Origin of the sequence: Sphingomonas sp. RIT328 (genome assembly GCF_000632225.1) — a bacterium.
Classification (GTDB): domain Bacteria; phylum Pseudomonadota; class Alphaproteobacteria; order Sphingomonadales; family Sphingomonadaceae; genus Sphingomonas; species Sphingomonas kyungheensis.
Genome location: NZ_JFYV01000053.1, coordinates 41,319 through 54,393 on the forward strand (window position 1 = coordinate 41,319; position 13,075 = coordinate 54,393).

Annotated in this window: 18 protein-coding genes; 7 read left to right on the forward strand and 11 right to left on the reverse strand. The window is 67.8% G+C overall.

Annotation, left to right across the window (positions count from 1 at the left end; translation table 11 throughout):
- Window positions 1–149 precede the first annotated feature (149 nt).
- The gene (xth, locus tag BW41_RS16950; RefSeq protein ID WP_037535907.1) at window positions 150–932 is read left to right on the forward strand and encodes an exodeoxyribonuclease III; all 783 of its coding nucleotides are present in this window, start codon (window positions 150–152) and stop codon (window positions 930–932) included.
- Between the two features lie 35 nt (window positions 933–967).
- Window positions 968–1,990, forward strand: coding sequence for a GTP cyclohydrolase II (gene ribA, locus BW41_RS16955; protein WP_051583658.1), 1,023 nt, complete (start codon window positions 968–970; stop codon window positions 1,988–1,990).
- A 146-nt stretch (window positions 1,991–2,136) separates the two neighbouring features.
- On the opposite strand, the gene BW41_RS16960 is transcribed toward ribA, so the two are convergent.
- The 11 genes from BW41_RS16960 to BW41_RS17010 all read right to left on the reverse strand — a co-directional run bounded on the left by BW41_RS16960 (window position 2,137) and on the right by BW41_RS17010 (window position 9,100).
- Window positions 2,137–2,628, reverse strand: a complete 492-nt coding sequence (locus BW41_RS16960; RefSeq protein WP_037535911.1) for an MmcB family DNA repair protein — start codon at window positions 2,626–2,628, stop codon at window positions 2,137–2,139.
- Window positions 2,629–2,679: 51 nt separating this feature from the next.
- Entirely contained in the window at window positions 2,680–3,357 is a 678-nt protein-coding gene (locus BW41_RS16965) for a cell wall hydrolase (RefSeq protein WP_037535913.1), read from the reverse strand.
- A gap of 153 nt (window positions 3,358–3,510) precedes the next feature.
- Window positions 3,511–3,837: a DUF1491 family protein gene (locus tag BW41_RS16970; protein ID WP_037535915.1), complete on the reverse strand. Its 327-nt coding sequence runs from the start codon at window positions 3,835–3,837 to the stop codon at window positions 3,511–3,513.
- Window positions 3,834–4,289, reverse strand: a complete 456-nt coding sequence (locus tag BW41_RS16975; RefSeq protein ID WP_037535917.1) for a PaaI family thioesterase — start codon at window positions 4,287–4,289, stop codon at window positions 3,834–3,836. Before BW41_RS16975 ends, BW41_RS16970 begins: the two co-directional genes overlap by 4 nt.
- Window positions 4,279–4,743 (reverse strand): PTS sugar transporter subunit IIA, encoded by a 465-nt coding sequence (locus tag BW41_RS16980; RefSeq protein ID WP_037535918.1) that lies wholly within the window; start codon window positions 4,741–4,743, stop codon window positions 4,279–4,281. Before BW41_RS16980 ends, BW41_RS16975 begins: the two co-directional genes overlap by 11 nt.
- Window positions 4,744–4,803: 60 nt before the next feature.
- Window positions 4,804–5,412: a ribosome hibernation-promoting factor, HPF/YfiA family gene (hpf, locus tag BW41_RS16985; protein ID WP_037535919.1), complete on the reverse strand. Its 609-nt coding sequence runs from the start codon at window positions 5,410–5,412 to the stop codon at window positions 4,804–4,806.
- Window positions 5,413–5,463: 51 nt separating this feature from the next.
- Entirely contained in the window at window positions 5,464–6,156 is a 693-nt protein-coding gene (gene dnaQ / locus BW41_RS16990; protein ID WP_037535921.1) for a DNA polymerase III subunit epsilon, read from the reverse strand.
- 7 nt (window positions 6,157–6,163) lie between these two features.
- On the reverse strand, window positions 6,164–6,757 hold the full coding sequence (gene coaE, locus BW41_RS16995) for a dephospho-CoA kinase (protein ID WP_037535922.1): 594 nt from the start codon (window positions 6,755–6,757) through the stop codon (window positions 6,164–6,166).
- Complete coding sequence (gene aroE / locus BW41_RS17000; RefSeq protein ID WP_051583641.1) at window positions 6,754–7,596, reverse strand: shikimate dehydrogenase; 843 nt, start codon at window positions 7,594–7,596, stop codon at window positions 6,754–6,756. Before aroE ends, coaE begins: the two co-directional genes overlap by 4 nt.
- Window positions 7,593–8,180, reverse strand: a complete 588-nt coding sequence (locus tag BW41_RS17005) for a Maf family protein (RefSeq protein WP_081793172.1) — start codon at window positions 8,178–8,180, stop codon at window positions 7,593–7,595. Before BW41_RS17005 ends, aroE begins: the two co-directional genes overlap by 4 nt.
- A 107-nt stretch (window positions 8,181–8,287) precedes the next feature.
- Window positions 8,288–9,100, reverse strand: coding sequence for a pyruvate, water dikinase regulatory protein (locus BW41_RS17010; protein ID WP_443026756.1), 813 nt, complete (start codon window positions 9,098–9,100; stop codon window positions 8,288–8,290).
- Between the two features lie 394 nt (window positions 9,101–9,494).
- On the opposite strand from BW41_RS17010, the gene hemE reads away from it, so the two are divergent.
- The 5 genes from hemE (at window position 9,495) to rho (ending at window position 12,946) form a co-directional block, all read left to right on the forward strand.
- Window positions 9,495–10,520 carry a uroporphyrinogen decarboxylase gene (hemE, locus tag BW41_RS17015; RefSeq protein WP_051583643.1) on the forward strand — a complete coding sequence of 342 codons (1,026 nt, stop codon included), beginning with the start codon at window positions 9,495–9,497 and terminating at the stop codon, window positions 10,518–10,520.
- The gene (locus BW41_RS17020) at window positions 10,520–10,966 is read left to right on the forward strand and encodes a CopD family protein (RefSeq protein ID WP_037535924.1); all 447 of its coding nucleotides are present in this window, start codon (window positions 10,520–10,522) and stop codon (window positions 10,964–10,966) included. Before hemE ends, BW41_RS17020 begins: the two co-directional genes overlap by 1 nt.
- Before the next feature lie 33 nt (window positions 10,967–10,999).
- Window positions 11,000–11,257, forward strand: a complete 258-nt coding sequence (locus BW41_RS17025) for a type II toxin-antitoxin system ParD family antitoxin (RefSeq protein ID WP_037536163.1) — start codon at window positions 11,000–11,002, stop codon at window positions 11,255–11,257.
- An 8-nt stretch (window positions 11,258–11,265) separates the two neighbouring features.
- The gene (locus BW41_RS17030) at window positions 11,266–11,541 is read left to right on the forward strand and encodes a type II toxin-antitoxin system RelE/ParE family toxin (protein ID WP_200870459.1); all 276 of its coding nucleotides are present in this window, start codon (window positions 11,266–11,268) and stop codon (window positions 11,539–11,541) included.
- Between the two features lie 148 nt (window positions 11,542–11,689).
- Complete coding sequence (gene rho, locus BW41_RS17035) at window positions 11,690–12,946, forward strand: transcription termination factor Rho (protein WP_037535927.1); 1,257 nt, start codon at window positions 11,690–11,692, stop codon at window positions 12,944–12,946.
- The last annotated feature ends 129 nt before the right edge of the window (window positions 12,947–13,075 follow it).

The window sequence follows — 13,075 nt, forward strand, 5'->3', positions numbered from 1 at the left end:
GCCCGGATGGACAACCCCCTTCCCGCCTGCGTGACGAACGCCAGGTCGGCCCTCGCTCCATGCCCCCGGAGCGGGGGCCTTTCTGTTTGGGCGCGCGGCGGCCGGTGTCCACCTTGCCCGCCCCTGCCCCATTGCCTAGATGCGGCGGCGTGAAGATCGTATCGTGGAATATCAATTCCGTCCGCTTCCGGATCGCCATCGTCGAGCAGTTCCTGCGCGAGGTCGCGCCGGATATCCTGTGCCTCCAGGAAACCAAGGTGGTCGACGAGGACTTCCCGCACGAGGCGTTCCACGCGCTCGGCTATGTCCACACCGTCATCCACGGCCAGCGGATGCATCACGGCGTTGCGATCCTCAGCCGCGTGCCGATCGTCGCCGATGATCGGTTCGACTGGCAGGCCAATCGCGAGGCGCGGCATATCGGCGTGCGGCTGCCCAACGGCGTGCGGCTGGAGAATGTCTACGTCCCCGCCGGCGGCGACGTGCCGGATCGGGCGGTCAACGCCAAGTTCGGGCAGAAGCTCGACTTTCTCGAGCGGATGACGCGCTGGTCGGCGGATCTGGCGGTCCCGACGATCCTCACCGGCGACTTCAACATCGCGCCGCTGCCGAGCGACGTGTGGAGCCACAAGGCGCTGCTCAAGACGGTGAGCCATACGCCGATCGAGGTCGAGGCGCTCGACCGGCTGCAGGCGTCGAACGACTGGGTCGATCTCGGCCGGCACTTCCACCCTGCCCCGGCGCGGCTCCACACCTGGTGGAGCTATCGCTCGCCCGACTGGACCAAGAACGATCGCGGCCGGCGGCTCGATCATATGTGGGCGACCCGCGATGTCGCGGCGCAGGCGGTGGCGCATAGCGTACACGAGGATTGCCGCAGCTGGCTCAAGCCGTCGGACCATGTGCCGATCATGACCGAGTTCGACTGGTGACCGACGCGCGCGCCGTCGCCCGCGCGATCGATGCGATGCGCCGCGGCTGGCCGATCGCCATGCAGGCGCCGGGCGAGACGCCGCTGTCGCTGCTCGCGATCGAGACGGCCGATCCGGCGGGATGGCAGGCGTTCACCCAGAATGAACCAGGCAAGGTGCTGATCTCCCACGGCCGAGCCGCGACGCTCAAGCTGACCAACCAGCTCGCCGCCGCCGATCCGGACAGTCCGGTGGTGGTCGCCGCGGCGCCGTGGCTCGATTTCTCGACCGCGCTTGCGCTGGCCGATCCGCAGCTCGATCTGGCGACGCCGATGAAGGGGCCGTTCCGCACCGCCCCGGTCGATGCGACCGCGGCGGGTCTCGCGGCGATCCGGCTGGCGCGGATCGCCGGGCTGCTTCCCGCCTTCTTCCTCGACGGCATTGGCGCCGAAGTGACGGTCACCCCGCAGGCGATCGATGCGCATCAGGACGCACGCGCGCTCCGGCTGGCGACGCGCGCGCGCTTGCCGGTCGACGGTGCCGAACAGGCGGAGATCGTCGCCTTCCGCGCGCCCGATTCAAGCGACGAACATGTCGCGCTGCTGATCGGCCAGCCCAACGGCGCGCCGCCGCTGGTCCGGCTGCACAGCGAATGCCTCACCGGCGACGTGCTCGGTAGCCTCAAATGCGACTGCGGCCCGCAATTGCATGCCGCGATAACGGCGATCGCAGCGAACGGCTGGGGCATCCTGTTGTATCTGCGGCAGGAAGGACGCGGCATCGGCTTGGTCAACAAGCTGCGCGCCTATGCCTTGCAGGATCAGGGATTCGACACGGTCGATGCCAATACGCGATTGGGCTTTGCGGTCGATGCCCGCGATTTCGGCGTCGCCGCGCGGATGCTGGAACTGCTCGGCCAGACGCAGGTGCGGCTGATGACCAACAATCCCGCCAAGGTCGAGGGACTGGAAGCTGCGGGGATCGATGTGATCGAGCGCGTGCCGCACGCCCTGCCGCCGAACCCGCACAATGCGCGCTATCTCGCCACCAAGCGCGATCGCACCGGCCATCAGCTGTAGCGGGATCGCCGAGGCTGGCGCGGGATGATTGCACGTCTCTGTCCCCATAGGGACAGGGAGCACCAGCCGCGCAAAGGGCAACCTCTCTGCGCCCTCCGCGCCTCTACGCGAACCCGAAAGACCCGAATTGCCGGCGCGACTCGAACCTAGGCGGTGAACGCCTCCGGATCGATCATCCCGGTCAGCCGCAGCGCCGCGCGGCGCGCGAAGGCGAGCGTGCAACGTTTGCGGACGTGCGCGGGCAGCGGCACGGTATGCGCCTCGCGGATGATCGCGGCATCGTAGCGGTCGGCGACGATCACCCCGGTCCGTTCGGGGAGGAAGGCGGCGCCGTCGAGCGGACCCGTGTCGAATCCCGCCGGCACCGCCCAGTAATATCGATCGCAATGCGCGAGATAGTCCGGCCATTTGCCGTCGCCGAGCAGATCGGCGCGCGATACCTTGATCTCGACGACGACGAGCTGGCCGCGCGCGTCGATCGCCATCAGGTCGGCCCGGCGACCGCCGTCGAGCGGCACTTCGGCGATGGTGGTGAGATCGTGGCGCAGCAACATCCGCGTCACGCCGCGGGCGACATCCGCAGCGCAAAGTGCGGCATCGCCGCCGTCCAAACACGAAGCGGGGGCCATGTCCAACATGACCCCCGCTTAGGAACATTATGCGAACGGAGCAAGCCCGTCCGTCGCGTCTCAGCGATAGAAGACGTGGTTGCCGATGCTTGCGATCTTGATGACGTTGCCGGCCGGGCGGCGGTTCGGCGTATTGAAGAACAACGCCTTGGGTGCCGGGCTCTCCCAAGCTGCGGCCAGCGCGATCTTGGCGACGGCGAGCGCGGTGCGGTAGCTGGCACGGCCCTGGTCGATCGACGGGATCTCACCGCCGCGCACGAAGCTGAACTGGCCACGCTGCTTGACGACCGAGCAGATGTCGGTCGGGAAGCGGCCCGACTTGGAGCGGTTGATGATCACGTTGGCGACGGCAAGCTGGCCGGCGAGCGGCTCGCCCTTCGACTCGAAATAGATCGCACCGGCGAGGCAGCGCTGCGACGAATCGATATCGTCGGCGTCCTGCGCGGCGACGGCTTCGGCGAGGCTGTTGTAATGATCGTCCTCGTCCTGCTCTTCGGTCGGGCTCGGCTGAACCATCGCAGCCTGCGGAGCGGCGCTGACGGTAGGAGCGGGATCGGCGGCGACCGGGACGGGAACCGAGACGGGGCTGACCGCATTGATGATGCGGATGGTCGAGGCAGGCGCAGGGATCGCGGTGCGATCGATATCCGATGCCTTGACGGGCGAGCTGTGGCTTATCAGGCCCGCCAGAGAGAAAGTCATCGCCGCGATGGCCGCGGCGCGCTGCATAATCGTCATCTACGTCTTCGATGTGCGGTGAGATCACGGACCCGATCGGCCAGGCCGATCGTCCGGGCGTCCCCCCGACTGCGTCACCACCCCGGATCGCACCCGGGCGCGGCACAACGCGCATTCACTGTGCGCGCGGCTTTCGTCACGGGGCTGTCATAGTCAATTCGACGCGATCGTTTCAGCGGCGAACCGTTCGGCTTCCGGGATGTCCAGTTCGATTACCCACAAATCCGGATCGGATTGACGCCGCCGCCGCCAATAGCCTTCGACATCCCCGGTCACGGCCGAATCGGCCAGAGTCGCTTCCCCATCAAAGTCGATCCGGCGTTCGAGCACGCGCGTCGGGCCGTCGCGCTGTTCGATCAGCAGCAGGATCGCCCCGCCCTGCGCCTCGCCGCGCGCCCGCACCATGGCGATGCCGCCGGCGTCGTTGACGCGGCGGAGCAGCGCGCCGACGACGAGCTGCGTCGGCAGCCGCGCGGTCACGCGCTGCGATAGCCGGGCAGGCCGGACAGCGCGATCTGCGAGCGCATGAAGGTGCCGGTGCCGCGCGCGACCTCCTCCCCCTCGGCATCGATCAGCCGGGCATCGGCGACGTAGACGCGCCGCTTGCCGCTGATCCACCGCCCCTCGGCCACCACCGGTCCCGCCTTGAGCGGGCGGGTGAGCAGCAGGTTGAACGCGGTGGTGAGCAGGAAGCGATCGGTGACGAGGCTGTTCGCGGCATAGAAAGCGGCGTCGTCGAGCATCTTGAAATAGCTGGTGCCGTGCACTGCGCCGGCGGCGTGATAATGATCCTCGGTCAGCCGGAAGTGGATGCGCGCGACACCCGCCTCGACCACCTCGAGCCGCGATTCGAACATTCGGTTGATCGGCGCGGCGGCGTAGAGCGACTCCAGCGCGCGGAAATGCGCGAGCGCGCCGGCGTCAGGCGGCATCGCGCGCCGCGTCGGCGGTGAACAGCGCGTAGAGCGCATCCGGCGATCCCGCACCGCGCAGCTTGGCGAGAAAAGTGCGGTCGCGCAGCCGGCGCGAGACGCGGGCGAGCGCCTTGAGATGCTCGGCACCCGCATCGACCGGCGAGAGCAGGGTAAAGACGAGGTCGACCGGCAGCGTATCGACCGCGTCGAATTCGATCGGCTGCGCCAGTCGCATGAAGATACCCGATACCGCACCGAGGCCGGGCAGGCGCGCATGCGGAATGGCGACGCCGCCGCCGAAGCCGGTCGAGCCGATCTTCTCGCGCGCGGCGAGTCGTTCGGCGGTGAGCTTGCCGTCGAACCCGAGCGTCTCGGCGGCAAGGGCGAGCTGCGCGAACAGCGCCTTCTTGTGCGCGGCGGCGATACCTTCGTAGACCGCCTCAGGGCGCAGCAGATCGCTGAAATCGTGCATGCATGACTCGATTGGTGGCCCCGCCGGGGGCTGTAGCCAAACCGGCGGGGCAGGGGAAGATCAACCGGCGGCGGGCTGCTGCGCGACCTCGCGCTGCGGCTCAACCCAACCGATCGTGCCGTCGCCGCGCCGATAGACCATGTTGTACGATCCGGTGCCGGCGTTGCGGAACATCAGCGCGGCGGTGTTGCGCAGATCGAGCATCATCACCGCATCCGACACGCTGGCGTCGGGAATGTCGACGCGCGTCTCGGCGATGATCAGCGGCGCGTCGCCGACGTCCTCGTCGCTCTGCGCCGGCTCCTGGAAGAGCGTGTAGCCGGCATTGTCATAGCCGAGGTCCTCCTGCGCGGCGACCGCCTCGCTGGCGTGGCGATCCTTGAGCCGGCGCATGTAGCGGCGCAGCTGCGTCTCGATCTTGGCGGCGGCGGCGTCGAAGGCGGGATGCGCCTCCTGCGCCTGATGGCTGCCCTTGAGCACCAGGCCCTTCATGACATGCACGACGATATCGCATCGGAAGCCGACGTCATGCGGCCCCTTGCCGAACGTCACCTCGGCCGAGATGGCACGTTCGAAATGCTTGCTGGCGATACCCTGAAGTCGGTCGCTCACATGATCCTTGAGCGCGTCGCCGGTTGCGACCTGATGACCTGAAATCCGGATATCCATTATAGTCTCCATGGTTATGGGGCTGGCCTGTTGGCCTTCACCCGGTTGGCGTCATTCCAACGCCGCGACCCCCCACAGCGGGTCCTGCAGCTTCGCAACAAAAGCCGCATGGGCGGCAAGTTCCGCCTCGGAGGCGCGGAACTGCCGCGGCGGCCGGACGGTGACGGGGCGGCGTACCGCGACCTGGGTCGTGGTAGCGATGGGCACGTCGCTGACCAGGCCGAGCCCGATCTGGCGACCGCCGAGCAGTTCGACATAGACCTGCGCGAGCAACTGCGCGTCGAGCAGCGCGCCGTGGAGGACGCGGTGCGAGCGGTCGATGCCGAAGCGCGAACACAGGGCGTCGAGCGTATGTTTGGCGCCGGGATGGCGGCTGCGCGCGATCTGCAACGTGTCGACCATCCGCTTGACGTGGACGATCGGCCGGCCGCAGCGCTGCAACTCGCCGTTGAGGAAGGAAAAGTCGAAGCCGGCATTGTGCGCGACGAGCGGCGCATCGTCGAGGAAGGCGATGAGATCGTCGACCGCCTCGGCGAATTTCGGCTTGTCGCTGAGAAACGCCTCCGAGATGCCGTGCACCGCCTGCGCCTCGGCGGGCATGTTGCGCTCGGGGTGATAATACGCGTGGAAGGTGCGGCCGGTCTCGACCCGGTTGATCATCTCGACGCACCCGATCTCGACGAGCCGGTCACCGCCGGCAAAGCTCAATCCGGTGGTTTCGGTGTCGAAGACGATCTCGCGCATCGGGACGTTATCCGCCTGCGCGCGCCGCCATGCAAGCGATGACGCGGCGAACCGCGGCGCGCGTGTGGTCGAGCGACACGTCGGTGGCGACGACATGCGTCGCGCGCGCGCGCTTTGCCGCATCGGGCAGCTGGCGGGCGAGGATCGCGTCGAACTTTGCCTCGGTCATGCCGGGGCGGGCAAGCGTGCGGGCGCGCTGCACCTCGGCCGCGGCGGAGACGACGACGGTGGCGTCGACCTGCGCATCGCCGCCGGTCTCGAACAACAGCGGCACGTCGAAGACGACGAGCGGGGCGTCGGCATGCGCGGCGAGGAAGGCGGCGCGCTCGACCGCGACGGCGGGATGGACGATTCCCTCCAGCCGCTTCATCGCCGCATCGTCGCCGAGCACCGCGGCGGCGAGGGCAGGGCGATCGACTCCGCCCGCGCCGGTGGTGCCAGGAAACGCCGCCTCGATCGCGGCGACGAGCCGCCCGCCCGGACCCTGCAGGCGATGCACCGCGGCATCGGCATCGAAGACGGGCACGCCCTCGGCGGCGAACATCGCCGCGACGGTCGACTTGCCCATGCCGATCGAGCCGGTCAGGCCGAGCACGATCATCCGAGCAGCAACGCCCGTAGCGCATCGTCGCGGGTCCGCGGCGGCGCCTCGCCGAAGAACAGTTCGAAGGCGAGCGCCGCCTGACCGATCAGCATCTCGAGCCCGTCGACCGTCTCGAGCCCGCGGGCGCGCGCCGCGGCGAGCAGCGGCGTTTCGAGCGGCGAATAGACGATGTCGTAGACGATCGCCTCCTCGTCGAGCGGCGACAGGTCGAGCGTGAGCGGCGGCTGCCCCGTCATGCCGAGCGTGCTGGCGTTGACGAGCAATGCGGTATCGTCGGGCAGCGGTGCGGTGAGCGGCAGCGCCTGCCCCTTGAGCTTGAAGGCGGAAAGCAGCAAGCCGGCCTTGAGCACGTTGCGGTTGAGCAGCGTCACCGCGCCGACCTCCATCCGTGCCAGCGCGAACAGGATCGCGCGCGCCGCGCCGCCCGCGCCGATCACCGTCACCGCGCGACCGGCGAAGTCGATCCCGGCGAGCGGCGCGTAGAAACCGCCGGCATCGGTATTGGTGCCGACCGCGGCGCCATCCTCCGCGCGGAACACCGTGTTGATCGCGCCGATGCCGCCGCGCACGTCGCCGCGATCCTCGACATGGTCGAGCGCGGCGAGCTTGTGCGGCATGGTGACGTTGCAGCCGCGCCAGTCGGGATCGTCGCGCCGCGCCGCGAAGAAGGCGGGCAGATCGGCGGGCGCGACCAGGGTCTTGCGATACGCCGCGTCGAGCCCGAGCTGCTCCAGCCAGAAGCCGTGGATGATCGGCGACTTGGACTGGGCGATGGGGTCGCCGATCACCTCCGCATAGGGGCGACCGTCGCCGGGCGCGGCAAAGGGGCTGGTCATGACGGGATCACCTTGCGGACTCTCAGATAGTCGAGGACGTTGAGCAGCGGCAGGCCGAGCACGGTGAACTGGCTGCCCTCGATCTTGTGGAACAGCTGCGCACCCAGGCCCTCGATCCGGTAGCAGCCGACGCAGCCGGCGATCGCCGGCCATTCCTGATCGAGATACTGATCGATGAAGGCGGGCGACAGCGGGCGGACGTGCATCCGCGCCGCCTCGACATGACGCCAGACCGGGCGGCCGTTCTCGGCGATCACCGCCGCGCTCCACAGGTCGTGGCGCGCGCCGGACATGCGGGCGAGATGCTCGGCGGCCTGGTCGCGGCTCTCCGGCTTGTCGAGCAGGCTGCCGTCGGCGAGCGCGACGACGCTGTCGCTGCCGAGCACCAGCCGGCCGGGCGCACGCAGGCTGACCTTGACCGCCTTCATCTCGGCGAGCGCATCGGCGAGGTCGCGCGGCCGCGCGTCGGCGAGCGAGGCCTTGGCGGCGTCTTCATCGACGCCGGCGGCGGTCGCGTCGAACGGCACGCCCGCGGCGGTGAGCATCGCGCGGCGCGAGGCGCTCTGGGAGGCGAGGAGGATCATGCGGACGTCCTTTGGGTTTCGATCGGCTCCCTGTCATCCCAGCGCAGGCGGGAATGACACCAGACGGCGTGACGGCGAAGAGGTATTCGACCAGCGACGGACCATCCTCACCGCGCCACCTTGCGCTCGTTCGCCAGCGCGATGATCGCGGCGGCGGTTTCCTCGATCGAGCGGCGGGTGACGTCGATGACCGGCCAGCCGTTGTCGGCGAACATGCGGCGGGCGAAGGCGATCTCGCGCGTCACCGCTTCCTCCTCGACATAGGGCGTATCGGGCATCTGGTTGAGCGACAGCAGGCGGTTGCGACGGATCTGGATCAACCGGTCGGCGCTGGTCGTCAGCCCGACGACGAGCGGCCGGCTGAGCGTGAAGAGGATGCGCGGCGGCGGGCTTTCGACGACGATCGGGATATTGGCCGTTTTCCAGCCGCGGTTGGCGAGATAGATGGAGGTCGGCGTCTTCGACGAACGCGACACGCCGGCAAGGACGATATCCGCCTCCTCCCAATCCTCCGAGGCGATGCCGTCGTCATGCGCGATCGTCCATTGGATCGCATCGACGCGGGCGAAGTAAGCGGCGTCGAGCACGTGCTGGCGACCCGGCCGCGCCTTGGCCTGCTGGCCGAGCAGCCCCGACAGCGCATCGTTGACCGGATCGAGCGGCGCCACCGCGGGCAGGCCGAGCGCGAGGCAACGCTGCTCGAGGATGCGCCGCGTCGCGACGTTGACCAGCGTGAAGATCACCAGCCCGGGGTTCTGCGCGATCTCCTGGAGGATGCGTTCGAGATGCGCTTCGGTCCGCACCATCGGCCAGAAATGCCGCACCGTCTCGACGTCGTCATATTGCGCGAGCGCCGCCTTGGCGATGTTCTCGAGCGTCTCGCCGGTCGAGTCCGACAGCAGATGAAGATGGAGCCGCATCAACGGCGGCCGGAAAAATCGGCAATCGCAGGGTTGCCGGTCGGAGCGGGGCGCGCATCGCGATCGGACCGCTGATCGACCCTCTCGCGCAAGTCTGTGGACAACATGGGCATAAGCGATAGGGCAAGTCGGCGCCCCCGCCAAGCGACGCCGACGCCGTGGACAAACCGGATTCCATCCACATCGCCACACACAGGGAACAGTTTTATCCACAGCCTGTGGATGGTGTTGGCGGCGGGTCCCGAATCGACGCGCTTCCGCCGATCCTTGCCGGTCAACCTGTGGGTGATTAGGGCATGAAATGCTTTATCCCGCGTTCCACGCGCCAACCACTGCATCATCCTTTTCTAGAATCTTCTTAAGTAGGAAGAAGGCCCTGTCCGATCCTGTGAACATGTCCGCCGTGAAGCCCCTGCTCGCCACGTTGCGCGGTGCCAAGCCGGCGGTGCCGCCGATCTGGCTGATGCGCCAGGCGGGGCGATACCTGCCCGAGTATCGCGCGCTGCGGGCGGAGAAGGGTGGCTTTCTCGCGCTCGCCACCGATCCGGTCGCGGCGGCGGAGGTAACGCTGCAGCCGATCCGGCGCTTCGGCTTCGACGGCGCGATCCTGTTCTCCGATATCCTGATGGTGCCCTGGGCGCTGGGACAGGCGCTGAGCTTCGGGCCGGGCGAGGGACCGCGGCTGGCGCCACCGTTGGTCGATCACGCGCTGAACGCGCTCCAGGCGGTGCCTGAGCGGCTCGAGCCGGTCTATGCGACCTGCGAGCGGGTGGCGGCCGCCTTGCCGCCTCAGACCACCTTCCTGGGCTTCGCCGGGTCGCCGTGGACGGTGGCGACCTATATGGTCGCAGGGCAGGGATCGAAGGATCATGCCGACACCCGCGGCCTCGCCTATGGTGACCCGATGGCCTTCGGCGCGATCATCGATGCGATCGTGACGATGACGATCGACTATCTCGCCCGGCAGATCGCGGCGGGGGTCGAGGCGGTGCAGCTGTTCGACAGCTGGGCGGGATCGCTGTCGCCGGCGCAGTTCGAACGCTGGGTGATCGCACCCAATGCGGCGATCGTCGCCGGGCTGCGGGCGCGCTGTCCCGAGGCGTGCATCATCGGCTTCCCCAAGGGCGCCGGCGGCAAGCTGCCCGCTTATGCGCGCGAGACGGGGGTCGATGCGATCGGCTTGGACGAGACGGTCGATCCGGTCTGGGCGGATCGATCCCTGCCCGCCGGCATGCCGGTGCAGGGCAATCTCGATCCGCTGGCGCTGCTCGCCGGCGGCCCGGCGCTGGATGACGGGATCGACCGCGTGCTCGCCGCCTTCCGCGACCGGCCGCACGTGTTCAACCTCGGCCATGGCATCGGCCAGTTCACGCCGATCGCGCATGTCGAGCAACTGGTCGCGCGGGTGAGGGGATCGTGATGAACGTGCTGGCGGGTGCCTATCTGTGGATCGTTGCGGCGCATGTGATCTTCGTCATCTTCTGGATGGCGGGCTTGTTCATGCTGCCGCGGTATCTCGTCTATCATCAGGAGGCGCTGGTCGCCGGGCGCGACGACGATGCCGCGCGCTGGGTCGAGCGCGAGGGCAAGCTGCGGTCGATCATCCTGACGCCGGCGATGATCCTCGTCTGGCTGCTCGGGCTGACGCTGGCGACGGTGGGGCAGCATTGGGCCGAGGGCTGGCTCCACGCCAAGCTGGCGTTCGTGCTGCTGCTCAGCGGCTATCACGGCTGGGCGGTCGGCTATGCCAAGCGGCTGGCGCGGGGCGAGATGCGCCTCGACGGCCGGCGGCTGCGGCTGATCAACGAGGTGCCGGCGCTGGCCGGTGCGGTGATCGTCGTCTTGGCGTTCGTGAAGCCGTTTTGATAGGATGCGCGCGCGTCAACGATGGAGACGGGAGTGATCAGCGCGGATCTTGGCCAGCCTCTGGAAGCGGTCGTCGCCGAACTCGTGGCGAACGGGCGGTTTGGCTCCTCGAACGACGTGCTGCGCGAGGGCGTGCGGCTCGTTCAGGAGCGGGAGGCCCGACGGACAGCACTCCAGGCTGCGATCGACGAGGGGCTGGCTGACATGGCAGCGGGGCGGACCCGTCCCGCAGAGGATGTCTTCGCCGAACTGGAAGCACGTTACAAGGCGATGTCACCGACGGGCAAATGAGGGTTCGTTTGTCCGCCAGGGCTGCGCGCGATCTGCGTGCGATCGGCGACTATATCGCGCGCGACGATCGCGCTCGGGCGGTTCGCTTCGTCAGGCGGCTCCATGCGAAATGTCTGGCGAGAGGTGATCTGCCGTTCGGTTATCCGCTCGTCGAAGGGCGGCAGCATCAGCAGGTACGTCGTTGTGGTCACAGCGGTTATGTGATCCTTTATACGGTCACCGACGACGCCGTCGTTATCCTCCACATTGTCCACAGCGCCCGCGATTATGGCGACCTGCTGTAACCGCGCTTGACGAAGCCGGTTCGTCCTCTTACGTCCTGAACACGCGTAGAGCCGCCGTCCGGCGACTCCGCGTTCTCCTCCTGGCTGTCCGTCGCTGCGTGTCCTTCGCCGATCTGAGCCGCTCCCCGTTACGCATTCGGATTATTCCATGCATCTTAGAGATTTGAAGAAAAAGACCCCGGCCGAGCTGGTCAGCATGGCCGAAGAGCTGGGGGTCGAGGGCGCATCGACGCTGCGCAAGCAGGACCTGTTGTTCGCGATCCTCAAGGTCCAGGCCGAGAATGGCGACCAGATCATGGGCCTCGGCACGATCGAGGTGTTGCAGGACGGCTTCGGCTTCCTGCGGTCGCCCGAAGCCAATTACCTCGCCGGGCCGGACGACATCTACGTCTCGCCCAATCAGGTGCGCAAGCACGGCCTGCGCACCGGCGACACGGTCGAGGGCGAGATCCGCGCCCCCAAGGACGGCGAGCGCTATTTTGCGCTGACCAAGCTGACCAGCGTCAATTTCGACGATCCCGATGCGGTCCGCCATCGCGTCAACTTCGACAACCTCACGCCGCTCTATCCGGAATCGAAGCTGACGCTCGATCCCGCCGATCCGACGCAGAAGGACAAGTCGGCCCGCGTCATCGACATCGTCTCGCCGCAGGGCAAGGGCCAGCGCACGCTGATCGTCGCGCCGCCGCGCGTCGGCAAGACGGTGATGCTGCAGAACATCGCGCGCGCCATCTCGGACAATCACCCCGAGGTGTTCCTGATCGTGCTGCTGATCGACGAGCGGCCCGAGGAAGTCACCGACATGCAGCGTTCGGTGAAGGGCGAGGTCGTCTCCTCGACCTTCGACGAGCCGGCACAGCGCCACGTCCAGGTCGCCGAAATGGTGATCGAGAAGGCCAAGCGCCTCGTCGAGCACAAGAAGGACGTGGTGATCCTGCTCGACAGCATCACCCGCCTCGGCCGCGCCTATAACACGGTCGTGCCGTCGTCGGGCAAGGTGCTGACCGGCGGCGTCGACGCCAATGCGTTGCAGCGTCCCAAGCGCTTCTTCGGTGCGGCGCGCAACATCGAGGAGGGCGGCTCGCTGTCGATCATCGCCACCGCGCTGATCGATACCGGCAGCCGCATGGACGAGGTGATCTTCGAAGAGTTCAAGGGCACCGGCAATTCGGAAATCGTGCTCGATCGCAAGGTTGCCGACAAGCGCGTCTTCCCGGCGCTCGACGTCGGCAAGTCGGGCACCCGCAAGGAAGAGCTGCTGGTCGACAAGGACAAGCTGTCCAAGCAATGGGTCCTGCGCCGCATCCTCATGCAGATGGGGACGATCGACGCGATGGAGTTCCTGCTCGACAAGATGAAGAACTCGAAGACCAATGAGGATTTCTTCGACTCGATGAACCAGTAAGCGCCACGGCTGGCCGGAGGGCGGGGAGGATCACCCCGACCGCCGGCCGACGCGGGGACGAATGGCAGCCGTCAGGGCAGGATCGACGACGCGCGGAAGCTCGATGGCTTTCGCGCGTTGCTGCGTTAT

Bases quoted from the DNA above. Each gene is read 5' to 3' on its own strand.
- ribA (WP_051583658.1), top strand. From the start codon at position 968: ATGCGCCGCGGCTGGCCGATCGCCATGCAGGCGCCGGGCGAGACGCCG.
- BW41_RS16960 (WP_037535911.1), bottom strand. From the start codon at position 2,628: ATGTTGGACATGGCCCCCGCTTCGTGTTTGGACGGCGGCGATGCCGCA.
- BW41_RS16965 (WP_037535913.1), bottom strand. From the start codon at position 3,357: ATGACGATTATGCAGCGCGCCGCGGCCATCGCGGCGATGACTTTCTCT.
- BW41_RS16975 (WP_037535917.1), bottom strand. From the start codon at position 4,289: ATGCCGCCTGACGCCGGCGCGCTCGCGCATTTCCGCGCGCTGGAGTCG.
- BW41_RS16980 (WP_037535918.1), bottom strand. From the start codon at position 4,743: ATGCACGATTTCAGCGATCTGCTGCGCCCTGAGGCGGTCTACGAAGGT.
- hpf (WP_037535919.1), bottom strand. From the start codon at position 5,412: ATGGATATCCGGATTTCAGGTCATCAGGTCGCAACCGGCGACGCGCTC.
- dnaQ (WP_037535921.1), bottom strand. From the start codon at position 6,156: ATGCGCGAGATCGTCTTCGACACCGAAACCACCGGATTGAGCTTTGCC.
- coaE (WP_037535922.1), bottom strand. From the start codon at position 6,757: ATGATCGTGCTCGGCCTGACCGGCTCGATCGGCATGGGCAAGTCGACC.
- aroE (WP_051583641.1), bottom strand. From the start codon at position 7,596: ATGACCAGCCCCTTTGCCGCGCCCGGCGACGGTCGCCCCTATGCGGAG.
- BW41_RS17005 (WP_081793172.1), bottom strand. From the start codon at position 8,180: ATGATCCTCCTCGCCTCCCAGAGCGCCTCGCGCCGCGCGATGCTCACC.
- BW41_RS17010 (WP_443026756.1), bottom strand. From the start codon at position 9,100: ATGCGGCTCCATCTTCATCTGCTGTCGGACTCGACCGGCGAGACGCTC.
- hemE (WP_051583643.1), top strand. From the start codon at position 9,495: ATGTCCGCCGTGAAGCCCCTGCTCGCCACGTTGCGCGGTGCCAAGCCG.
- BW41_RS17020 (WP_037535924.1), top strand. From the start codon at position 10,520: ATGAACGTGCTGGCGGGTGCCTATCTGTGGATCGTTGCGGCGCATGTG.
- rho (WP_037535927.1), top strand. From the start codon at position 11,690: ATGCATCTTAGAGATTTGAAGAAAAAGACCCCGGCCGAGCTGGTCAGC.